The organism is Burkholderia sp. WP9, assembly GCF_900104795.1.
In the GTDB taxonomy this organism is placed as follows: domain Bacteria; phylum Pseudomonadota; class Gammaproteobacteria; order Burkholderiales; family Burkholderiaceae; genus Paraburkholderia.
Window position 1 is genome coordinate 756,747 of sequence record NZ_FNTG01000002.1, and the last position, 14,717, is coordinate 771,463.

Consider the following 14,717-nt stretch of genomic DNA (forward strand, 5'->3'; position numbering starts at 1 on the left):
TCTGCAATGCGCGTTATTGCGCCGCCGCGTCGCACCATTCCATTGCGTAGGACTTCGCGCATGAAATGGCGTCGGCTTCACTGGAAAAGGCGTCGATGTCGCCGGAATCGTGCGAGCGGACGTGTTCGTTTTTGTGCGGCACGTGAGTGATCTTCGCTCTCGCGTGGTAAAGGCCGTCTTCCGCGTGGCGGGCGCGGCAATCGATATGGAAATGCCTGTAGTCGAACTGCATTCGCTCTCCTTTGAACACGCTTCACTTCACCTGCCCTAGCATCGCTTATACCCGGGCGGGCTTGCTCGCGAGCAGCGATTCGCGCAGGCCGGCTCGCGCGCGTGATGGCCGCCGCGAGCCGGTGCATTCAGCTATGCGCGATTCAATTCGGCACGTTCACCGCGCCATTGCTCACCGTAATCGCGTTGACGCCGGGGCTCGCCGCGATCGCCGGCAGATTGGCCGTGGTCAGTTGCGGCGCGGCGCCCGGCGAGCCGCCACGCGGTATGGTGTGAATCACCTGGGACGGCGGCAATGGCGTGCCGTTTTTCAGATGGCTCCACATCAGATTGAGCGCCTGAATGTTGTAGTAATGCAGCGGCACGAAGCGTGAATCGAAGCCCGCCACGCCGAGGAACGCATCGAAATGCTGGGCGTTCGTCACTTCATAGAACGATAGCTTGCTCGCGCCGCCTTCGCTCAGCTGGTTCAAGCCGAGATACGGCCGCGACGCGTGGTTGATCGGCACCAGGGCATCCGCGCGACCCTGCACGATGATGGCGGGCTTGCCATGCAGGTTCGCATTCACACGAATGGCTTCGACGCTGCCGGTGAGCGTGCCGTTGGTCCACAGCGTGCGCAGACAGGAGGCCCCCGCAAAGCTGCCGTCGGCGCTCGCCAGCCGATGGTCCGCCGCGCCTGCGCCCGGGTTGAAGACGAGGTTGATGCCGTTGGTCGGAGGCACGCCGTTGCCATTGCCGAACACCGTGAGCATCGGCGACACCGCCGGCGTCACGCCAGCCGCTCCCGCCGCGCTCGTCGTGCCGAAGCTGAACGCGCAGAGGTTGGCGGTCACGCTCGCTTTCGCGTACGCATCCGCATAGGTCACGGCAACGGCCGGCACCGCCTGCGAGTCCCACATCGGCGCTTGCAGCACGTCGGAGTCGGTCTGATAGCCGTTTTGATGCAGAAGCGCGAGCGCGTTGATCGCCTGGGTCGTCGTGTTCGTGCCCGCGATCACACCCGCGCTCGCCAGCGACGTGCATCGCGCGGTGCGAATCGACGTGGTGGTGGCAAGCGGCAACGCTGTCAGATATGGCGCGCCGGCCGCGGCGGGCGCGAGCGCCGCGCACGGTTGCAGCATATTGGCGAGCGTCATGTAGTCGGCGAGCGGCTTGCCGAATGCGCCGACCGGCACGCCGCCCTGCGCCACCGAGACCTGCGCGGGCAGCCGCAAATTGATCTGCGGCTCGCCCACGACCACCGCGGTGATCCAGCCGGACGTGTCCTGTTCCGCCGCCGCGAGCGACGCGCCGCCGCCGTTGCTCACCGAAGCCGCGATGGTCGTGATGCTGCCGTTCTCGTAGCGCACGTTGCGGGTCGCTCCGTTGAGCGTGCCATACGAGTCGTTGAGCGCCCAATACGCGAACTGGATCGCCTGCAAGGTATTCTTGCCCCAGTCCTTCTCCGGATTCTGCTGCGAGTGCGCGTGCTTGAATGCGTAGCGATTCGGGAACTGGTTGTTGTAAGTCGCGAGATCGGTATTGCCGAGGTTGGCCGTGAAGAAACTGTTCTTGCCCGCCGCAGTGGCATCCTGCAACGTGCCGTCGATCAGCGTAACCCGATTGGAAGACAGCTCATGCGCGCCGTTGCCGCTGCCTTTATCGTTGTAGGCCACCGCGCAACCGCGCTTGAGACCCCACTCGCCGGCCGCCGAAATCGCGCCGTACACGCCGCGCGAACCGGATGACGTAGCCGTGACAATGCACGGCTGATCCGGATTGAAGCTCGCCGGAATCTGCACCAGCATGGTGACGTTCTGCGTGCCGCTGCCGTCGTCGGCGAAGGCGAGATATTCCTTGCCGGCGATCTTGCCCTCGCCGAGCGTGTCGTTGCCGTTCAGGTCGACATTGGGTCCCCAGAAACGTCCATAGCCCCCGTTCGCGGTCATGTCCACGAGCGCGCGATAGTTCGCCCAGATAGCGAGGCGCCGCAGTTCGGCGGCAGTCGGTTGCGCAGCGTTGGCAATGGCTGGCGCCGTGGCCGAAGCGAGGCCGGTCTTGCCGAGACCCGCGGTGAGCAGGTCGTCGGTATTGCCGTCGTAGGACTGGGTTCTTACCGAGGCACTGGCGATAAAGCTCGGCAGCGTGTTCGTTGGCGGCGGCGAATTGACTTCATCGCTGCCGTGGCATGCGCTCAACACGACCGTCACGGCCACCATGGCGGCCAGGGTTCGTACCAGCGGCACGGGTCTCGACGCGGGCTTGAATCGGGGCATTACTGTCATTGGCTGTCTCCGATATTTGCTAATACCGTTGTGTATGCAACGGCACCGAAATTGCTGCGTGATGTCCAATGGATCGCGACGCTTCGGATACCGACGCATCGCTAGCCTGCATCGACCTTTCAACGGAGTCAACAGAACGTCATGTCCACGCATAACGAATGTCCGGATCCGAGTGACGAGTCAGCCGCCACCCCACCCCAACCTTCACGCCGCCGCTTCCTTCAATCGGCTGCCGCTGCCGCCACGATCGGCGCGGCGCCGCATCTGCGCGCACAAACCCAAACCCCTGCCGCACCGCCGGTCCAAGCTCGTCAAGCCATACCGCCGCGCCCGGTCACGTTGACCGTGAACGGCCGCCCGTACACGCTGCAACTCGAGCCGCGCGTGACCCTGCTCGATGCACTGCGCGAATACGCAGGCCTGATGGGCACGAAGAAAGGCTGCGATCGAGGACAATGCGGCGCCTGCACGGTGCTCGCCGATGGCCGCCGCATCAACGCCTGTTTGACGCTTGCCGTGATGCACGAGGGCGAGACCATCACCACGGTCGAAGGGCTCGCCAGCAATGGCGCATTGAGTCCGATGCAGCGCGCGTTCATCGAACACGACGCCTTTCAGTGCGGTTACTGTACGCCCGGGCAGTTGTGCTCCGCGACCGCCCTGCTGAATGAATTTCGTACCGGCACGGCGAGCACCGTCACGGCCGATGTCCGCAGCCGTCCCGCACAACTCTCCGATGATGAAATCCGCGAACGCATGAGCGGCAATATTTGCCGCTGCGGCGCGTACGCGAACATCGTGGCCGCCGTGCGCGCGGTGCATGAAGACGGCGGCCAGAACAGCAATGCTGCGGGCACCGACACGATGGGCAGCGGCAACAGCCGCAACGCCTGAGGAGCGACAGCATGGATGCGATCTCTTACGAACGCGCCGGCGACGTCGCCGGTGCAGTGCGGGCGGCGCAGCAGCCGGGCGCGGTGTTCATCGGCGGCGGCACCAACCTGCTCGATCTGATGAAGGGCGGCGTAGCGCGGCCGGTGCGGCTGATCGATATCACGCATATCAGCGGCCTCGATACGGTCACGACGCTGCCCGATGGCGGCATCCGGATCGGCGCGCTGGTACGCAATAGCGATGCGGCCAACCACGCGCTGGTGCGCGAACAATACCCGTTGCTCACGCAAGCATTTTTGTCGGGCGCGTCGTCGCAGTTGCGCAATATGGCGACCGTAGGCGGCAATCTGCTGCAACGCACCCGTTGCGGCTACTTCTACGACACGGCCTTCACGCAGTGCAACAAGCGCATGCCGGGCAGCGGCTGCGCGGCGCTCGACGGCCACAATCGCACGCATGCGATTCTCGGCGCGAGTCCCCAATGCATCGCGGTGAATCCGTCGGATATGAGCGTGGCGCTGGCCGCGCTCGACGCCGTGGTGCGCGTGAGCGGTCCCGCAGGCGAGCGGATCATTGCGTTCGCTGATTTCCACCGGCTGCCTGGCGAGCGGCCCGATGTCGATACGACCTTGCAGCCGGGCGAACTGATTACCGCCGTCGATCTGCCGCCGCCGCTCTTCAGCGCGAACTCCCATTACCTCAAAGTGCGTGACCGGGCCAGTTACGCATTCGCGCTGGTTTCGGTTGCCGCCGCATTGCAGATGGATGGCGACCGCGTGAGGACCGTGCGTATCGCGTTAGGCGGCGTGGCACACAAGCCGTGGCGCGCGAGCGCGGCGGAGCAGATGCTCAATGGCCAGCCGCTCACGCAAGCCACGCTGAAGAACGCCGCCTCGGCCGCATTGCGCGAAGCCCGGCCGCAACACGACAATCGCTTCAAGGTGCAGCTCGCGCAGCGCGCGATCGTGCGCGCCGTGAATCAGGCCGCCGGCCGCGCGGGAGGTGTCGCATGAATCTGATCGGTCAACCGTTCGACCGCACCGACGGTCTGCTCAAAGTCACCGGCGAAGCGCGCTATGCCGCCGAATTTCCCGAGGCGCGTCTTGCGCATGCGGTGCTCGTCACGAGCACGATCGCGCGCGGCACCATTGCCTCGATCGACGCGAGCCGCGCACAGGCGCTGCCCGGCGTGCTGCTCGTCATGACGTATCAGAACGCGCCGCGCTTGCCCAATGGCGGCAAGCCCGCGTTGGCGCCGCCCGCCGGACGCCGCCTGTCGCTGCTTCAGGACAACGAGGTTCATTACAGCAACGAGCCGGTCGCCGTGGTGGTGGCCGACACGCTCGAACATGCCACCGACGCCGCGCGCCAGTTGCGTATCACCTATCAGAGCGGCGCCGCGGTCACGGACTTCGCGCTAGCCAAACCGAACGCGCACGCACCCGACAGGCCGCAAGGCCGGCAAACCGACACGCAACGCGGCAGCTTCGACGACGGCATGCAAAGCGGCACGGTGCACGTCAACGCGACCTACACCACGCCGATCGAACATCACAACCCGATGGAGCCGCACGCCACGATGGCGCGCTGGGACGGTCCGCAGCTCACGCTCTACGATTCGACCCAAGGCGTTAGCAGCGCGGCGCAGGCGGTCGCGAAGACGCTCGGCATGTCACCCGCCGACGTGCGCGTGATTTCGCCGTTCGTCGGCGGCGGTTTCGGTTGCAAGGGTTCGTCGTGGTCGCATGTGTCGTTGTGCGCGATGGCGGCGAAACAGACCGGGCGCCCCGTGCGGCTCGTGCTCGAACGGCCGCAGATGTTCGGCCCGGTCGGCGCGCGTCCGCACACCGAGCAGCACTTCGTGCTCGCGGCGCGACGCGACGGCACGCTGACCGCGATGCGTCACGATAGCCTCTCGAACACCTCGGTGATCGAAGACTGGACCGAGACCTGCTGCATGGTCACGCGCATGCTGTACGCGGTGCCCAATCAGGTGACCACGCACCGCATCGTGCCGCTCAATCTCGGCACGCCGACCTTCATGCGCGCGCCGGGCGAAACGACCGGGTCGTTCGCGCTCGAGTCCGCGATGGACGAACTCGCCGTCGCCTTGCACATGGACCCGCTCGCGCTGCGCCTGAAGAATTACGCCGAGTCCGATCCGCAGGAAAACAAGCCGTGGTCGGGCAAGTCCTTGCGCGAGTGTTATCAGATCGGCGCCGAGAAATTCGGCTGGTCACGGCGCACGAGCGAGCCTCGCTCTATGCGCAACGGCGGCACGCTGATCGGCATGGGCATGGCCACCGCGACTTATCCGGCCAATCGCAGCGAAGCCAGCGCCATTGCGCGGATCTTGCCCGACGGCACTGCGATGGTCGCCTCCGGCACGCAGGATATCGGCACCGGCACTTACACCGTGATGACCCAGGTGGCCGCCGACGCGCTCGGCTTCGCGCCGGAAAACATCCACTTCGCGCTCGGCGATTCGTCCTTGCCGCGAGCGCCGGTGTCTGGCGGATCGCAATCGGCGGCGAGCGTTTCGCCGGCCGTGCGCGACGCGGCGAGCCAGGCGCGCAGCCAGTTGATCGCGCTGGCGCTCGCCGATCAGGCTTCGCCCGTACACGGCATCGCGCTCGACGACATCACCGTGGAAAACGGCTGGGTGACGAGCCGCTCGCAACCGGGCAAGCGCGATCCGGCGGCGGCGATCATCGCGCGCTCGGGCGGCAAGCCGATCGAGGCGATCGCGACCGTCAAGCCCGGCGACGAAAAGCAGAGGTACTCGTTTCACTCGTTCGGTGCGGTATTCGTGGAGGTGCATGTGGATGCCGACCTCGGCACGATCCGGGTGCCGCGCGTGGTGGCCGTGTACGACGTGGGGCGCGTGCTCAACCAGAAGACGGCGCGCAGCCAGCTGATGGGCGGCATCGTGTGGGGTGTCGGGGCGGCGCTGCAGGAAGAGACTTCGGTCGACACGCGCTATGGCCGCTTCACCAATGCGAATCTCGCGGAATATCACGTGCCGGTGAATGCCGATATCGGTTCGCTCGACATTAGCTTTATCGACCGGCCGGATCCGTATATCAACTCGCTCGGGGTACGCGGCATCGGCGAGATCGGCATTACGGGCGTGCCGGCGGCGATTGCGAACGCGGTGTATCACGCCACCGGCGTGCGCGTGCGCGATCTGCCCATTACGCTGGACAAGGTGATGGGCACGATGCAGGTGTGATGCGTGGGTCTTCGCGTGGGTCTTTGCGTCCGCGCTGGCCGTCGCGTTCGCGTGCGCCGTTACGTTGGCGTGCGTCAATGCGTTCGCATACGCCGATGCGTTTCATGGTGACGCCGATTCGTTTCGATCGAAGTCGCTAAGTTATGCAAACGCATCGCGATATCGAACAGCAAGCGCCATGCATACGCATTGGCGCTTGCCTACGGCTGCGTTGCATCGCACAATCGACCTCATCTTTTGCTCCCGGTGTCCGTCCATGGCCTACGCCTCGCTCGCCACTGGCGTGTTGCTCGCCGCCGGCTTCGGTTCGCGCTTCGACCCGGACGGCCTGCACAATAAACTGCTTGCACGTATGCCCGACGGCACACCGGTCGCGCATGAATCCGCGCATCGGCTGCTACGGGTCGTGACGCGGGTGCTGGCCGTGGTGCGGCCGGGTTCGGACGCGCTCGCGCGGCTGCTCAACGACGCCGGTTGCGACGTGGTGTTCGCGCGCGATGCCGAACGCGGCATGGGCGCGAGCCTCGCGGCCGGCATCGAGGCAGCCGAAGGCGCCGAGGGCTGGATCGTCGCGCTCGCCGACATGCCGCGCATCGCCACTTCGACGATCGAAGACGTGGCGCGCGCACTCGACGGCGGTGCTTCGCTGGTCGCGCCGTTTTATCAGGGGCAGCGGGGACATCCGGTCGGCTTCGGCATCGAGCATCGCAACGCGCTGCTAGCGCTCGATGGCGATACCGGCGCAAAGTCGTTGTTCATGTCGCAACGGGTGACGCGATTGGATGTCGACGATGCGGGCATTTTGCGCGATGTCGATACGCCCGAGGATTTACGCGACGTCTAGGCGTGACGCCCCGGCCGGGGTCGCTGTGACGCGGCAGGCTTGATCCGGACGGGCGTTCAGGCGCATACTGTACATCTATACAGTATTTTGTCCGCGAGGGTTGGCGCTTTACGTTGCGCATGGCCGCGGCGCGCCCGCATGAAACGCATTTCTATCGAACCGACTTTCGCCGCGTGGCGCCGCGCGGCGCGGGAGTTACTGCTGCAAGAGGTCGAGCCGGCGCGGATCGAATGGGTCGAGTGTGATTCGGACGCTTCGAGCCATTCGGGCAATTCGAGCCATTCGGGCAATTCAAACCATTCGGGCCCTTCGAACCATTCGGGCAATTCGGGCCCTTCGAACCATTCGGGCAATTCGGGCCCTTCGAGCCCTTCGACCAATGCCGGCACTCACACCCCCAATGTTCCGGATAGCCCCGCCACCACTCCGGCGGTCGCCGCTCCCGCCGTTCCTCGTGAACTGCTCGCCCGGCTGAAAACCGCGGCCTGCTTCCGCTCCCCGGACCGCTGGTCCCTGCTCTACCGCATTCTGTGGCGTTGGACTAGCGGCGAGCGCCACGTCCTCGATCTGCTGGACCACGACGGCGCGCTGCTCGATCAGCGTATCCGCTCCGTGGAGCACGAAACCGACGATCTACTACTACTCACCCTGTTCAGGCGGCGCGATCCGTCCATGGGGCTGCCGGAATTCGTCGGCTGGTACGAGCCGCATCATGATCTGCTGGAGCGCGCCGCCACACGCTTCGCCGAGCGGATGGGCGATTCCACGTGGATGCTGGCGACGCCACACGGCGCGGCGTTCTGGAACGGCATGCTGCTGCGAATCGACCGGCCGTCGGCGGATAACGGCGAGCACCCTCTCTCCGCGAGCCGGCAGCACTCACCAGCCATGCAGATGTTGCCACCGGGCGCCATGGCCGGCGAAGCCACGACCAGCGAACCCACCGAGGCGCTCTGGCTCGCGTATTACACCAGCGTCTTCAACGGCGCGCCGGCGCCCGTGCCACTGCGCTACTGGAGAACGCCGCCCGCAGGCCCGCCGCTGCCCGCGCACCTCGCACGCGAGCGCAGCCGTATCGGCGCGCAGAGCGGCACCGTCACCGTCCCGGACATGCCGCCCATTGAATATTCAGCGATCACGCCACCGTTGCGCGAGCCGACCGGTCCGCTAACCACCTGCCGGCGCTGCGCGTTGTGGCGCAACGCGAAGCAGGCCGTCGCGGGCACCGGTCCCGCTCAGGCGGCGATCATGGTGGTCGGCGAACAACCCGGTGAGCATGAGAACCAGACCGGCGAGCCCTTCACCGGCCCCGCCGGTCAGTTGCTGGACACCGTGCTCGCGCGCGCCGGACTCGCACGCGCGGCGCTGTATCTGACCTATGCCGTCAAACACTACAAGTGGGAAACGCTCGATCAGCAGCGCGTGCACCGCACACCCGCGCTGCGCGAGGTCGAGGCTTGCCAGTATTGGCTGGAGCAAGAGCTTGCGCAGGTCGCGCCGCGAGTGGTCGTTACGCTCGGCGCGACCGCGCTGAAGGCGCTGACCGGTGCGCACGTCAATCTATCGGAATATCTGGGGCAGACCATCGATCACGGCGGGCGGCTGATCGTGCCGACGTGGCACCCGTCGTATGCGTTGAAGACGGTTGACGCCCGGTTGCGCGAGGATATCGTCGCGGGGATGGTGGCGGCGTTCAGTCGCGCGGCGGCGCTGGTGGCCGAAGGGGCATAGCGTTCGCGCCTGGCCAGACGATTTTCCAATACAGAAAATCAGCTTAAGCGCTCACTTGTGACTTCTTAAGGCGTCTTATCAATCACATGTGCGTGGTCAGGCACGCCACTTGCGGCCCACAAAAGCGCCGCGCAAGCCCCGCCGATTCCGCCTAAGCTGATGTGACGCCGCGTTTTCCCGCGCACCAGCGGGACGCTCGGGGCACAGTCGGCCAACCTCATCACAGCCCGCGCGTCGCGAACCCATCACACGTCCCATGAGCGAAACCAGCCCGCGCCTTTTCATCGTCTCGCCCCATTTCGACGACGCCGTTTTCAGCTGCGGCGCGTTGCTCGCCGCGCATCCCGACGCCGCGGTCTGCACAGTGTTCGCCGCGCCGCCCGAGCAGCCGATGCATACCGAATGGGACGCCCGGTCGGGCTTCAACGACGCCCATCAGGCCATTCACGAGCGCACGCTGGAAGACAACCGCGCACTCGAAGTGCTCGACGCGATTCCGCTGCGCATGCCGTTTCGCGACAGCCAGTATTTGGACTCGCCATCGATCGGCAAACTGGCGGCGGCGCTCGAAGAAACCATCTACCGCACGACCGCGAATACGCTGCTCATGCCGCTCGGCCTGTATCACGACGACCACGTGCGGGTGTTCGAGGCCTGCTGCGAAATCCTGCCGCGCCTGTCGCATCTGACCTGGTTCGGCTACGAGGAAGCGATTCACCGCCGCACGCCCGGCGTGGTGCAGGCGCGGCTCGCCGATCTCGCGCAGCGCGGCATCGTCGCGACACCGGCCCAGCCGAGCGCCAGCTATACGATCGATCCACAACGCCGCGCGCAACTCAAACGCGAAGCCGTCAACGCTTACGAAAGCCAGTTGCGCGCATTCGGCGCGGGCAATTACGACGACATTTTCGCCACCGAGCGTTACTGGCAGCTCAGCGCGGGCCGTCGTGCGAAAAAGTAAGAGACGCGGCGCGCCGGAAACGTCTACGCTTGAAAAGAGCGGCCGGCGTGGGTTCGACCTCGCCGCCCGTACTGTCCTCTTCTCCAGCCAAAGGTGCCGTCATGAGCTACGACATGCATACCAGCCCGATTCCCGATCCCAATGCCGATCCGAACCGCGACCCGGAAGCCGATCCGCTGGTGCCGCCGTCACCCGGCCACCATACCGAAGAACCGCAGCGGCCCGATGGGCCGCCGGACAAAGATCCGGTGTGACCGCGTTGCGCGGCCAGCCACCGGAAGCGCGAATCAACGCGTCAGTTCGCTAAAGCCTTGCAACAGACGGTCGATGTCGGCGGCGTGAATGTTGCCCATCGTCGAAATGCGGAACAGTTCCGCCGACAAACCGCCCTGCCCCGCGTAGATGACGAAGCCGCGCGCCTTGAGCGCGTCGTGCAGTTGCGGATAAGCGACGCCGGCCGGCAGACGGTACGCGCGCAGCACCACCGACGACTGCTCGGGCGGCAACACGCTGCCGATGCCGCGCTCGGCAAGCCCCGCGCGCGCCTGTTCGGCGAGCGCCGCGTAGCGCGCATGACGTGCGCGCCAACCGCCTTCGTCGGCGAGTTCGCGCAGCGCTTCGACAAGTGCGTAGTACGCATGCACGGAAGGCGTGAACGGCGTGTTGCGCTGATCCTGCAAACGCGCAAGACGTCCGAGATCGAGGTAGTACGTGCGGCTCGCCGCCTCTCCGAGCGCCGCGCGGCGCACCAGCACGAACGACGCGCCCGGCACGCCATGCAGGCACTTGTTCGCCGTGGCCGCCACCGCGTCGAGACTCGTGTCGGTGAAATCGATCGATTCCGCGCCGAAGCTGCTGACGCCGTCCACCAGCAAACGCAGCCCACGTTCGCGGCACAATGCGCCGAGCGCGGCCAGATCGTTCAGGCGGCCCGTCGTGGTTTCGTGATGGATCACGGCGACGTGTGTGAACGCCTTGTCCGCGTCGAGGCGTTCGGCGATCTTCGCGAGGTCGGGCGCCTGCATCCAGTCGTGCTTCAGCGATTCATGCGCGATCCCGTACTGCGTGGCGATCTGCGAAATACGCTCGCCGTACACGCCGTTTTCCACCACGAGCAGCTTGCCGTTCTGCGGCACCAGCGCCGCGGTCATGCTTTCGACCGCCGCCGTGCCTGAGCCGGTCATCAGGACCGCTTGCCATTCGCCGGCATCGAGGCCGTACAGATCGACCAGACGCGTGCGGGCCTCTTCCTGCAAATCGAAAAACTCGCTTTCGCGATGGCACAGATCCGTCTGCAATAGGCTGTTGCGAACGCGTTCGGTGAGCGTCACCGGACCGGGATTGAGTAGCAGCATGGGCGCTCCTTGACTTCAAGCGGCGCCGATGTGGCGCATGAGACGCGTCTTCACATCCGGCGGAGTAATGGTGGGACGCGGCAGCCCGTCGGGCGTGCCGCGGCGAATGGCCAGACGCACGAAACGCGGACCGTCGAGCGGCGCCGCTTCGAACAGGTCGTCGATCACGGCCGCGTCGTCGCTTTCGAGCGCCGACGCGTAACCGCACGCCGCGGCGACGCCCGCAAACGAAACCTGCGTCGACACCGTCGCCTGACCGCCCGTGGAGTCATGCGCGCCGTTATCGAGCAGCACGTGCGTGAGATTCGACGGCCCGTATGCGCCGAGGGTCGCGAACGCGCCCATGCGCATGAGCGCCGCGCCGTCGCCGTCGAGCGCGACCACATGCAGATCGGGACGCGCGAGCGCGAGACCCAGCGCGAACGGCGTCACGCAACCCATCGAGCCGACCATGTACAACTGGTTCGGACGGTCGTCGATCGCGTACAGTTCGCGCCCGCAAAATCCGGTCGAGGCAAGCACCACCGTCGATTCGAGCGGCGTGTGCGCGATCACCTTTTTCAACGCGTCGTGACGCGAAGCGAGTTCGCTCGCCGCGAGATTCGCGAACCGCGACTGCGGTGCAACGGGCACGCGGCGCTCGCTCGCGCCGCTGTCCTTCAACTCGTACGGCGCCACGCTGCCTTTTTGCATCACCAACGCATACGGGCGGCCGGTTTCATCCATATGCGCGATGGCGCGATCGAGAGCCGGGCCGATTGCGTCGGCCTCGGTCGGGAATGTTTCCCAGGGAATCTCCATCGTGTCGAGCATGGCGGGTGTGACGGGACCCATCAAGGCGTGCTGCGGTTCGTCGGCGACACCGGGCTGGCCGCGCCACGTAACGATTAGCAATTGCGGCAGACGGAAGGTCCACGTGAGCGACGTCAACGGGCTCACGGCGTTGCCGAGTCCGGAGTTCTGCATCATGGTGATGCCGCGCCGGCCGTTGCGCGCGCCAAGCGTGACACCCGCGATCAGGGCGACGGCGTCGCCCTCGTTGGCCGCCGATACGTAATGCAGTGACTCGTCCTGCAACACGTAGTTGATGAACGGCGTCAGATACGAACACGGTACGCCCGCATACCAGTCGAAGCCGCGCTCGCGCGCCGCCTCGACGAACTGTGCCGCCTCGATCATTGCGCCGCTCCCCTCGCTGCGCTGCTTGCCGCATTATTTTCCGCACTATGCGCCGCGCTGTTCGCCGAGTCACCGACCGCGGCCGCGAACGGCGCTTGTGCATGCGCGAAGTCGCCCGCACGACGGAAGTCCTCGAGATCGTTCACGCCGCGCCAGTGGCCATGCACGTATTGCACTTCGATCGATTCGCCCGCTTCGATCAGCGCGTTCAGCAACGCGGGCATATCGAGCGACGCGAAATCCGGCCGCGCCTGCAACTGGCGCATGACCGCCTGCAAACGCTCACGGCCTTCGCCGCGCACGTTCAGCAGTCCGACCCAGCGGCCATGCGGCGTTTGCGACGCGATCGACGAAGCAGCGTCCTGCCCGCTCGACACGTGACGCAGCACGACCTTGTTGCCGAACAGGCCGCGGTCGTCGGCCGCCGAGCACCATGCGAAATCCCGCACGCTGGCGTTTTCCGCGTCGGTCAGCGACGAATCGACCACCACGCTGAAGGCCGCGTCGCTCTCCACCAGATCGCGCAGGATATAGCTGCGGAACAGCAGATCGCCATACGACACGACCGTGTCGCCGGCCAGTTTGTCGACCGCACAGGCAAGCGATGCGAGCTCGCCGGATTGCGCGTGCTGTTCATTCACGACGAGCTTGATACCGGCCGTGTCGATCGCGTCGGCGCGGTAACCGCCGACCACGATGATGTCGTTTACACCCTGCTTCTTGAAGGCATCGACGAGCCAGCGCAGCAGCGGCTTGCCGGCGATCGGCAGCATGACTTTCGGACGGTCTTCGGTAACGGCTTCGAGACCCTTGCCGCGGCTTGCCGCGAGCACGACTGCGGAGCCGGCCGCGCGGCCGCTCGACAGGTAGCGGTCTTCGGCTTCCGAGTATTCGTCGGCATCTTGCAGGCGGAAGATTTCGTTGACGGCGGCGATGCTGTCTTCGACGTTGACGAGCGTTTCGTTCGCGTGAATTTCCTTGGCGACCGCCTGCATGGCCGAGGTCGCCGCGCGAATCAGATGGTTCGCCCAGATCACCGTGCTGATGCCGGCTTCGCGGAACACTTCGGTCGGCGTGCTGTAGTACTTGGTCGGCACGATCACGAGCGGACCACGGCCCGCCCATTCGCGCGCGAATTCGAGAATTTCGTCGGGACGCGAGAGCTTGCTGTGAATCAGGATCGCATCCGCGCCGGCCTGCCGGTAGGCTTCCGCGCGACGCAGCGCCTCGTCCATGCCCCAGCCGGCGATCAACGCTTCCACGCGCGCAACGATCGAAAAGTTTTCATCGGACTGCGAGTCCTTACCGGCTTTGATCTTGCCGCAGAACTCGTCCATATCGGCGAGCGGCTGCGCTTCGCCGTTAATGAAGCTGTTGGTCTTGGGGAATTGCTTGTCTTCGATACACACGCCGGCAATGCCGCGCTGTTCGAGCTTGCGCACGAGTCGGCGCACGTTGTTGAAGTTGCCGTAGCCGGTATCGCCGTCGAGCAGGATCGGCAGGTCGCTCGCGTCGGCCATGAATTCGAGCGTGTCGACGACTTGCGTCCAGCTTGCTTCGTTGTTGTCGCGCACGCCGTATTGCGCGGAGATCGCGAGGCCCGAGCCCCAGATCGCCTTGAAACCGGCTTCGCGGACGATCCGCGCGGACAGGCCGTTATGGGCCTCCATCATGAATTCGAGTTCGTTGCTGACGAGCATCTGGCGCAGGCGCGCACTACGGGAAGCGGAGACGAAAGCAGGTTCGCGGGCATTCATTTTTTTGTACTCCTGGTGGCGGGCTTATTGGTGCTCTTCTTTTGCCCGACTGGCGACTGGAAAATGGCGACTATAGCGGAATTTTTATTTATTCGTCTTTTCCACGACCGCGGTTTTCTCCATTTGCGGATAAGTGGAAAAATGTGTCGTTTTTTGCAACCGAGGTAATGCACCGTTTGCTTGTATTTTATTGGCGTTTTGTGGAATCATGACGCAACCGCTTGCCAGGAAGCAGACAGGCAACGCGCCGGGTCGTTTTTGTCGAT

12 protein-coding genes are annotated in these 14,717 nt (G+C 65.3%); 7 read left to right on the forward strand and 5 right to left on the reverse strand.

The annotated features are described in order from the left end of the window. Nucleotides 1–13: 13 nt before the first annotated feature. Nucleotides 14–232 carry a hypothetical protein gene (locus BLW71_RS24700; RefSeq protein ID WP_091802877.1) on the reverse strand — a complete coding sequence of 73 codons (219 nt, stop codon included), beginning with the start codon at nucleotides 230–232 and terminating at the stop codon, nucleotides 14–16. A 142-nt stretch (nucleotides 233–374) separates the two neighbouring features. Continuing rightward, nucleotides 375–2,432: a D-(-)-3-hydroxybutyrate oligomer hydrolase gene (locus BLW71_RS24705; protein WP_502686856.1), complete on the reverse strand. Its 2,058-nt coding sequence runs from the start codon at nucleotides 2,430–2,432 to the stop codon at nucleotides 375–377. Between the two features lie 207 nt (nucleotides 2,433–2,639). Here BLW71_RS24705 and BLW71_RS24710 point away from each other — a divergent pair, with 207 nt between their 5' ends. From BLW71_RS24710 to BLW71_RS41750, 7 genes are all read left to right on the forward strand, one after another. Then, nucleotides 2,640–3,392: a 2Fe-2S iron-sulfur cluster-binding protein gene (locus BLW71_RS24710; RefSeq protein ID WP_091802883.1), complete on the forward strand. Its 753-nt coding sequence runs from the start codon at nucleotides 2,640–2,642 to the stop codon at nucleotides 3,390–3,392. Between the two features lie 11 nt (nucleotides 3,393–3,403). Then, nucleotides 3,404–4,405, forward strand: a complete 1,002-nt coding sequence (locus tag BLW71_RS24715; RefSeq protein ID WP_091802886.1) for an FAD binding domain-containing protein — start codon at nucleotides 3,404–3,406, stop codon at nucleotides 4,403–4,405. Then, on the forward strand, nucleotides 4,402–6,624 hold the full coding sequence (locus tag BLW71_RS24720; RefSeq protein ID WP_091802889.1) for a xanthine dehydrogenase family protein molybdopterin-binding subunit: 2,223 nt from the start codon (nucleotides 4,402–4,404) through the stop codon (nucleotides 6,622–6,624). The genes BLW71_RS24715 and BLW71_RS24720 overlap by 4 nt, the downstream gene beginning before the upstream one ends. Nucleotides 6,625–6,880: 256 nt before the next feature. Beyond that, nucleotides 6,881–7,468, forward strand: coding sequence for a nucleotidyltransferase family protein (locus tag BLW71_RS24725; protein ID WP_091802892.1), 588 nt, complete (start codon nucleotides 6,881–6,883; stop codon nucleotides 7,466–7,468). 138 nt (nucleotides 7,469–7,606) lie between these two features. Next, nucleotides 7,607–9,199, forward strand: a complete 1,593-nt coding sequence (locus BLW71_RS24730; RefSeq protein WP_091802895.1) for a UdgX family uracil-DNA binding protein — start codon at nucleotides 7,607–7,609, stop codon at nucleotides 9,197–9,199. 256 nt (nucleotides 9,200–9,455) lie between these two features. Beyond that, nucleotides 9,456–10,160, forward strand: a complete 705-nt coding sequence (locus tag BLW71_RS24735; protein ID WP_091802898.1) for a PIG-L deacetylase family protein — start codon at nucleotides 9,456–9,458, stop codon at nucleotides 10,158–10,160. Between the two features lie 101 nt (nucleotides 10,161–10,261). Beyond that, complete coding sequence (locus tag BLW71_RS41750; RefSeq protein WP_165614491.1) at nucleotides 10,262–10,414, forward strand: hypothetical protein; 153 nt, start codon at nucleotides 10,262–10,264, stop codon at nucleotides 10,412–10,414. Between the two features lie 33 nt (nucleotides 10,415–10,447). On the opposite strand, the gene BLW71_RS24740 is transcribed toward BLW71_RS41750, so the two are convergent. The 3 genes from BLW71_RS24740 to aepX are packed head-to-tail and all read right to left on the reverse strand — an operon-like array spanning nucleotide 10,448 to nucleotide 14,451. Further along, nucleotides 10,448–11,515 carry a 2-aminoethylphosphonate aminotransferase gene (locus BLW71_RS24740; RefSeq protein ID WP_091802901.1) on the reverse strand — a complete coding sequence of 356 codons (1,068 nt, stop codon included), beginning with the start codon at nucleotides 11,513–11,515 and terminating at the stop codon, nucleotides 10,448–10,450. Between the two features lie 15 nt (nucleotides 11,516–11,530). Then, nucleotides 11,531–12,694 carry a phosphonopyruvate decarboxylase gene (gene aepY, locus BLW71_RS24745; protein WP_091802905.1) on the reverse strand — a complete coding sequence of 388 codons (1,164 nt, stop codon included), beginning with the start codon at nucleotides 12,692–12,694 and terminating at the stop codon, nucleotides 11,531–11,533. Next, the gene (gene aepX, locus BLW71_RS24750) at nucleotides 12,691–14,451 is read right to left on the reverse strand and encodes a phosphoenolpyruvate mutase (RefSeq protein WP_091802908.1); all 1,761 of its coding nucleotides are present in this window, start codon (nucleotides 14,449–14,451) and stop codon (nucleotides 12,691–12,693) included. The genes aepY and aepX overlap by 4 nt, the downstream gene beginning before the upstream one ends. Nucleotides 14,452–14,717 lie beyond the last annotated feature (266 nt).

Excerpts from the sequence above, each read along its gene's own strand:
- aepY (WP_091802905.1), bottom strand. The coding sequence starts at position 12,694 with ATGATCGAGGCGGCACAGTTCGTCGAGGCGGCGCGCGAGCGCGGCTTC.
- aepX (WP_091802908.1), bottom strand. The coding sequence starts at position 14,451 with ATGAATGCCCGCGAACCTGCTTTCGTCTCCGCTTCCCGTAGTGCGCGC.
- BLW71_RS24700 (WP_091802877.1), bottom strand. The coding sequence starts at position 232 with ATGCAGTTCGACTACAGGCATTTCCATATCGATTGCCGCGCCCGCCAC.
- BLW71_RS24715 (WP_091802886.1), top strand. The coding sequence starts at position 3,404 with ATGGATGCGATCTCTTACGAACGCGCCGGCGACGTCGCCGGTGCAGTG.
- BLW71_RS24740 (WP_091802901.1), bottom strand. The coding sequence starts at position 11,515 with ATGCTGCTACTCAATCCCGGTCCGGTGACGCTCACCGAACGCGTTCGC.
- BLW71_RS24720 (WP_091802889.1), top strand. The coding sequence starts at position 4,402 with ATGAATCTGATCGGTCAACCGTTCGACCGCACCGACGGTCTGCTCAAA.
- BLW71_RS24710 (WP_091802883.1), top strand. The coding sequence starts at position 2,640 with ATGTCCACGCATAACGAATGTCCGGATCCGAGTGACGAGTCAGCCGCC.
- BLW71_RS24725 (WP_091802892.1), top strand. The coding sequence starts at position 6,881 with ATGGCCTACGCCTCGCTCGCCACTGGCGTGTTGCTCGCCGCCGGCTTC.
- BLW71_RS24735 (WP_091802898.1), top strand. The coding sequence starts at position 9,456 with ATGAGCGAAACCAGCCCGCGCCTTTTCATCGTCTCGCCCCATTTCGAC.
- BLW71_RS41750 (WP_165614491.1), top strand. The coding sequence starts at position 10,262 with ATGAGCTACGACATGCATACCAGCCCGATTCCCGATCCCAATGCCGAT.
- BLW71_RS24705 (WP_502686856.1), bottom strand. The coding sequence starts at position 2,432 with ATGGTGGCCGTGACGGTCGTGTTGAGCGCATGCCACGGCAGCGATGAA.
- BLW71_RS24730 (WP_091802895.1), top strand. The coding sequence starts at position 7,607 with ATGAAACGCATTTCTATCGAACCGACTTTCGCCGCGTGGCGCCGCGCG.